General features: G+C 44.7%; 5 protein-coding genes. All 5 read left to right on the top strand.

The window, feature by feature from the left end; all coding sequences use genetic code 11:
- Positions 1 to 142 precede the first annotated feature (142 nt).
- Complete coding sequence (locus OQ5_RS0119045) at positions 143 to 1,651, top strand: bifunctional ADP-dependent NAD(P)H-hydrate dehydratase/NAD(P)H-hydrate epimerase (RefSeq protein WP_016779014.1); 1,509 nt, start codon at positions 143 to 145, stop codon at positions 1,649 to 1,651.
- Positions 1,652 to 1,906: 255 nt separating this feature from the next.
- Entirely contained in the window at positions 1,907 to 2,989 is a 1,083-nt protein-coding gene (locus tag OQ5_RS0119040; protein WP_016779013.1) for a DUF4831 family protein, read from the top strand.
- Between the two features lie 366 nt (positions 2,990 to 3,355).
- Complete coding sequence (locus OQ5_RS0119030) at positions 3,356 to 4,816, top strand: aminoacyl-histidine dipeptidase (protein WP_016779011.1); 1,461 nt, start codon at positions 3,356 to 3,358, stop codon at positions 4,814 to 4,816.
- Positions 4,817 to 5,116: 300 nt separating this feature from the next.
- Positions 5,117 to 6,256: a chloride channel protein gene (locus OQ5_RS25075; protein ID WP_255297648.1), complete on the top strand. Its 1,140-nt coding sequence runs from the start codon at positions 5,117 to 5,119 to the stop codon at positions 6,254 to 6,256.
- Positions 6,213 to 6,896: a CBS domain-containing protein gene (locus OQ5_RS25070; protein ID WP_255297647.1), complete on the top strand. Its 684-nt coding sequence runs from the start codon at positions 6,213 to 6,215 to the stop codon at positions 6,894 to 6,896. The genes OQ5_RS25075 and OQ5_RS25070 overlap by 44 nt, the downstream gene beginning before the upstream one ends.
- Positions 6,897 to 6,947: the final 51 nt, after the last annotated feature.

The raw sequence follows: 6,947 nt of genomic DNA, 5'->3' as shown, positions 1-6,947 counted from the left end.
CTGGAGTTAACTCGTTGTTAATGAGGATGCAAAAATTTAAAACAACACAGAGTTTGGCAACAAAGATGCTTTTTAGACCGGGCTCATAAATACAAAAATACATTTTGTTATTAAATTTTAACGTGTCATTTCTCATATTTAGATGAAAATACTCACATCACAACAAACGGGTGAAGTCGACCACTTTACCATTGAAAACGAACCTGTTGCGTCCATCGATTTAATGGAAAGGGCAGCCACACAGGCTTATCGATGGATATCTGACAAATATCCGGCAGCAGGGTTTAGTGTATTCGCGGGTCCGGGCAATAATGGTGGTGATGCTCTCGCCATCGCACGAATGCTAATATCCGAAGGCAGGAATGTTGACATTTTCCTGTATCGTTCGGAAAAGCTATCGCCCGATGCTGCAACAAACCTCGAAAGGCTCCGGAAAATATCATTTGCAAAAATAACAGATTTATCCGGGCAGCCATTGCCGGATTCAACAAATCCCGGAACAGTGGCCATTGACGGTCTTTTCGGATCGGGTCTTAACAGACCGCTTAACGAAAAAGCATCGTCCATCGTTTCGTTTATCAACAGCAATTACGACCAAAAAATATCTGTTGATGTGCCTTCGGGACTTTTTTGTGAAGACAATGGTGCTAACATTCGTGAAAACATAGTTAAAGCGACCTATACGCTAACCTTTCAATTGCCAAAGCTGGCTTTTCTATTTGCGGAAAACAAGGTGCAGGTAGGACAATGGATAGTGCTTCCCATAGGATTAAGCAGCAAAAAAATTGAAGAAACCATTACCCCCTGGCACATTACCGAAGCACGGGAAGTAAAAAAGATGCTGCCCCCGCCAAATCGTTTCGCTCACAAAGGAACCATGGGGCATGCTTTACTTATCGCGGGCAGCTATGGCAAAACGGGTGCCGCCCTGATAGCCTCCAGGGCTTGCCTGAAATCGGGAGTCGGACTTCTTACCACACATGTTCCTCACAGCGCGGTATCAATTTTGCAGACGGCCATCCCTGAAGCCATGATGAGTGTCGACCGTTCCGACCTGATGTTTACCGAATTCCCCGACCTATCACCCTTCCCTGCCATTGGCATTGGACCGGGACTTGGCACAAAAACCAATTCACAAAGAGCATTTAGAGAGCTGCTCTCGGCGGCTCAAAACAAAAAAATGGTTATCGATGCCGACGGATTGAATATCCTGGCTGCCAACAAAGAATATCTGAATTACCTACGGCCCGCCACCATTCTGACACCTCACCCCAAAGAGTTTGAAAGACTGGCAGGCCCTTCGGAGAATGACTATCAGCGCCTGGAAAAAGGAATTGAATTTGCAAAAGAATTCAATATTGTTTTGGTGCTTAAAGGTGCTTACACAGCAGTGATTTCGCCACACGGTGAAGTGCGCTTTAATCCCACGGGAAATCCCGGAATGGCAACAGCCGGAAGCGGAGATGCACTGACGGGAATTATCCTGGCTTTGCTGGCCAATGGCATTGAACCTTTTAATGCCGCAAGGGTTGGTGTTTATGTACACGGGCTTGCCGGAGACCTGGCGGCTCAAGACGGACAGCGAGGCACCATTGCAACTAAAATTATAGAAAACCTTGGCCCGGCGTTTGCTAAAACAACAGAAATATAATGCCAGGAGCCTTATTTTTACTAACTTTGAGTGCGGTATAAACTTATGACCGCATTCGGCGGCATATTAACCCTGAACGAAGAAAACTGAACCCGAAAAGTACCTTTGTTTTAAATTTTATTCGAATGAAACGAGCATGGAGCTTTGATTTCTCATTCGGCTCTGCCGCTTTGTTTACAAAGAAACCTGCCACAAAAGGGCATGTATAAAGAAATCGCGAGTTCCATCCGACCTTAATAACTAAATTTTATACGGATGAAAAACATCTTTTATTTGATATTGCTGGTTGCCTTTGCATCATGCAATGCCCAAAAAAATGTTTCGGAAGCCAATGTAATTGCGGCACAGCAACCACTTCCGCAAAACGGCATATTCTACCATCTGCCGGTAACCGTTGTTAATATCGAAGTTACCGCAAAAAAAACCATAGAAAAGAGGGGGCCGTATTACCGCTATTCACAACGTTTTCTGAACCTCAACGATATAATCACCGAGGACCGCACTTCATGGGAGATTACTGAAGCCCGCATCTATACTTCAGGGGCACCTGATGCCGATCGTGTTTTCAGGATTTTGTCTGAGGGTACACCTTCGGGGGCTGCTGTAAACCTCACACCTGACGGTATTTTAAAAGGGCTCAACCTGAATGAAACAAGTACCGGTACAGTGCATCAGAATTCGCAAATTGAAACCGCCAAACAACCCGAAGACATCTCTTTTGACGATGTTCCGTTTACTGAAGAACAGCTCATTAAAACATCAAGTGCTGCTACCGCCGAAGAAGTAGCCGCAGAGATATACCGGCTGAGGGAAGCCCGCCGACGATTGCTCGAAAGCGATATGCAAACCCTCCCTCCCGACAATGGCGCGTACGAAAGGATTCTTGAAGGCATTAACAAACTCGAAGAACAGTATCTGTCATTATTTAAAGGAAAAAAAGAGACCACTTCTGTCACCAAAACCTTCACTTTTATTCCTGATGCTTCAACCCCGGCCGGGCAGGTACTCTTTAGATTTTCAGAACAAAAAGGGTTTACCGACAACCTCGACATGACCGGAACTCCGGTTTATATCGAAGTAAAAAGTGAAACAGGGGTTGAAAAAGACCGCCTGGAACCTCTTGAAGAAAATGCTGAAAGATCGGGACTGGTCTATTGTAAACCCGCGAAAGTGAATGTTAAAGTGATCGACCGTACTGTTTTGCTTAATGAGGCCGAAGTATTGGTTGCACAGTTCGGCACTTTGCACCGTTTGCCCTCATCACTCCTCGACAGTTCCGTGACAGAAGTGAAACTGGACACGAAAACGGGAGCTTTGCTGAAGATCACTACGAAATAGTGGTTGAGGCTCAGGTTGAGACTGAGGTTAAGGCTGAGGCTGAGGTTGAGGTTGAGGTTGAGAGTGCACCACAGATATCACAGATTTTTCAATGAACAATTACCAATTACCAATTACCAATTATCAATTATCAATTATCAATTACCAATTATCAATGAACCAATTTACCAATTTACGAATTGACGAATTTTTGCAAGACAAGCGGCGGAGCCGAGCGAACCAGCAACAAGCAACCAGCAACCAGCAACCAGCAACCAGCAACAAAACAGGTTGAGGCTGAGGTTAAGGGTGAGGTTGAGGTTGAGAGTGAGCAATCATCAATACCGGAAGTAAAATAGTTTTGAAACCAAAATAAATCACAAAAAAATGAACACCAACATTAAAAATCTGGAACCTAAAAGCCTTTGGAGTTATTTTCATGCCCTTACTCAAATTCCTCGCCCGTCGAAAAAAGAATCTGCTGCTGTCGATTTTGTAGAAAAAGAAGGTAAAAGACTGGGATTGGAAACCATACAAGATGAGGTGGGCAATGTGATCATCCGAAAACCCGCCACTAAAGGAATGGAAAATGCCAAAGGAGTAGTGCTTCAGGCGCATCTAGACATGGTTCCCCAAAAAAACAGCGACAAACAACACGACTTTGAAAAAGACCCCATTGAAGCGTATGAAGAAGACGGATGGGTAAAAGCAAACGGAACCACCCTGGGAGCCGATAACGGAATAGGAGTAGCAGCTGCACTCGCCGTTCTGGCAAGTAAAGAACTGAAGCACGGTCCTGTAGAAGCTCTCTTCACGGTAGATGAAGAATCCGGAATGACCGGGGCCAATAACCTTAAACCCGGCATCTTAAAGGGTGACATACTGATTAACATGGACTCGGAAGATGAGGGCGAATTATATGTAGGATGTGCCGGCGGAACAGATGCCAATGCTGTTTTCACATTCATGGAAGAGGAATTCCCCGAAAATTACACCGCACTGAAAATAAGCCTTACAGGACTGAAGGGCGGACATTCGGGGATGGATATCAATCTCGAACGCGGAAACGCCAATAAGCTGATGTTCCGTCTTTTAAAACATATTGTTGCCAACGATGGTGCAAGACTATCGTCCGTTGAAGGCGGAAACCTTCGTAACGCGATTCCCCGCGAAGCCTTTGCATTAATTGGAGTACCCGCAGAAGATCTGAATAAAGTAAAACAGGAAGTTGCCCGCTTTAAAGAAATCTTCACCAATGAATTGAAGAGCGTTGAGCCTGATCTCGAACTCAAAATTGAAGAAACGAAGGCCCCTCACTTTTTGATGGATGAGATGACCCAGGACGACCTTATCAATGCCATTCAGGCATGTCCAAACGGTGTTATCAGAATGAGCACCGACATGCCGGGGTTGGTTGAAACCTCACTCAACCTCGCCATTGTGCAGACCAGGAACAAAGAAGTACACGTAAAAGCTTTGATACGCTCATCGGTTGATACGGCCAAAGAAGATGTGGAATCAACGCTCGAAAGTATTTTCCTGCTGGCCGGGGCTCATGTATGGTTCGATGGTCAATATCCCGGATGGAAACCCAATATGGATTCCGAAATATTGAAAACCATGCAAAGGGTATATAAAAACAAATGGGGAAAAACACCCGAAATAAAAGCCATTCATGCAGGTCTGGAGTGCGGTATTCTCGGAAGTGCCTACCCAAACTGGGACATGATATCATTTGGCCCCACCATCAACTTCCCGCATTCCCCCGATGAAAAGGTCAATGTGGAAAGCGTACAAAAATTCTGGGAATTTTTGGTTGCTACGCTGGAAAACATTCAGGCGAAATAGAAAAGAATACTCATTTACGAATAGTAAACTCCGTTTTTGGCGGCTTCGCAAGCCTTGCAACTGGCACTTTCTGAACAGACACACATATTGTAAAAATTTTTGCGAGTTTATAGACACACACTATTTAACACACTTTTTTTGAATATCAGACCTTAAAACAATACCTTTGCACACCCGGACGGCAAACACCGGTAAAAATCTGACAGCCAAACAAATTACTTACTTAATTGAATCAACACGACAGATATCCCAACCGCGTTTGGCAACCGAAACAAAATTCATTCATTACAGTTTTTCCAAATGGAGACAGCATCGAAACTATTAGGACGTTTTTTGATCTGGCGTGTAAAACACGTTCCCCAAAAACAGTTCACCCTGATTCTGAGCTTCATAATAGGATTGGGCAGCGGCATGGCAGCTGTTATTCTGAAAAACACCATTCACTTTACGCACCGGCTGTTAACCGAAGGATTCGTCCTTGAACATCAAAACTGGCTCTATCTGGCCTATCCGATTACAGGCATTTTCTTAACCGTTATCTTTACCAGGTATGTAGTCAAAGATTCTATCAGTCATGGCGTCACAAAAATACTGCATGCCTTCTCAAGAAAAGGTGGCTTTCTAAAACCGCACAATACCTATACCTCTGTAATAGGCAGTACTTTTACCATCGGCTTTGGAGGTTCCGTGGGGGCTGAAGCACCGATTGTCCTGACCGGAGCCTCTATCGGGTCGTCGCTGGGAAGAATGTTTCATCTCAACCAAAAGACCATCACCCTGCTCGTGGGAAGCGGAGCTGCCGGAGCTATTGCCGGAATTTTCAAAGCCCCCATTGCCGGCCTGGTATTTACCCTCGAAGTGCTGATGCTTGATTTGACCATGGCATCTGTAATACCGCTACTCATATCGTCGGTTACGGCTACTACCATCGCATATTTTTTCCTGGGTAAGGGCGCAGAATTTGCCTTTCATCTTCAGGGGCAGTTTCTGCTCAACAACCTGCCCTGGTATATTGTACTTGGCATCCTGGGCGGGTTAATTTCACTGTACATGACATGGGGCAGCATGTATGTAGAAGGACGGATAGCAAAAATCAAAAGCCCTTATTTGAAATTACTTTCAGGAGGATTAATTCTCAGCTTACTCATATTTCTTTTCCCTCCGTTATACGGCGAAGGGTATACAACCATCTCTGCCTTGTTGAGTGGAAATACCGATGCCATTGTAGAAAATACTTTCTTTTACAATTTCAGGGACAATAACTTCGTAATCATGGGGTTTCTGGCCCTTTTGATTATTTTCAAAGTTCTGGCCACTGCAGCTACCAACGGCAGCGGGGGCGTAGGTGGAATTTTTGCACCAACCCTTTTTACCGGAGGTGTTGCCGGTATTTTTTATGGCCAAATTATTAAAAGAACTCGGTTGGGCCAGCCTGCCTGAATCTCATTTCACCCTTGCCGGGATGGCAGCCCTCATGGCCGGCGTAATGCATGCTCCGTTGACCGCCATTTTTCTGATTGCCGAAATTACCAACGGCTACGCACTGTTTATCCCTCTTATCCTTACATCCACCGTTTCTTATATCACCATCATGTATTTCGAGCCCCACTCGATCTATACCAAACGCCTGGCTAAAAAGGGAGAGCTGCTAACCCATCATAAAGATAAAGCTGTGCTAACCCTGATGCGCCTCAATAAAGTTATCGAAACCGATTTTATGACGATTCGTCCCGAACAATCCCTTGGCGAGCTGGTGAAAATAATTGCCAAAGCCAGAAGAAATATCTTTCCGGTGGTGAATGAGGACGGAAAACTCCTGGGAATAGTACTGCTCGACGACATAAGAGAGATCATGTTCAACAACGAACTATACAACACAACAAAAGTGGAGACTCTGATGACCATACCGCCCGCTTTTATTGAAGCAAATGAAAATATGGATCAGGTAATGCGAAAATTCGAGGAAACAGGAGCATGGAACCTTCCGGTTGTTGAAAATGGCCGCTATCTGGGGTTTGTCTCTAAATCGAAGATATTCTCGGTATACCGGAGAGTACTCATTCACCTTTCTGATGAGTAAATCGTTGAAACAGATCGTTTGATTTTTAGCCTGCTTTATTCATAAGTTTTC

This window comes from Anaerophaga thermohalophila str. Valhall (assembly GCF_000250735.1).
Taxonomy (GTDB): domain Bacteria; phylum Bacteroidota; class Bacteroidia; order Bacteroidales; family Marinilabiliaceae; genus Anaerophaga; species Anaerophaga thermohalophila_A.
The sequence above is the reverse complement of the archived record's forward strand: the minus strand, read 5'-3'. Positions and strand labels throughout refer to the sequence as shown.

Bases quoted from the DNA above. Each gene is read 5' to 3' on its own strand.
- OQ5_RS0119030 (WP_016779011.1), top strand. From the start codon at position 3,356: ATGAACACCAACATTAAAAATCTGGAACCTAAAAGCCTTTGGAGTTAT.
- OQ5_RS0119045 (WP_016779014.1), top strand. From the start codon at position 143: ATGAAAATACTCACATCACAACAAACGGGTGAAGTCGACCACTTTACC.
- OQ5_RS25075 (WP_255297648.1), top strand. From the start codon at position 5,117: ATGGAGACAGCATCGAAACTATTAGGACGTTTTTTGATCTGGCGTGTA.
- OQ5_RS0119040 (WP_016779013.1), top strand. From the start codon at position 1,907: ATGAAAAACATCTTTTATTTGATATTGCTGGTTGCCTTTGCATCATGC.
- OQ5_RS25070 (WP_255297647.1), top strand. From the start codon at position 6,213: ATGGCCAAATTATTAAAAGAACTCGGTTGGGCCAGCCTGCCTGAATCT.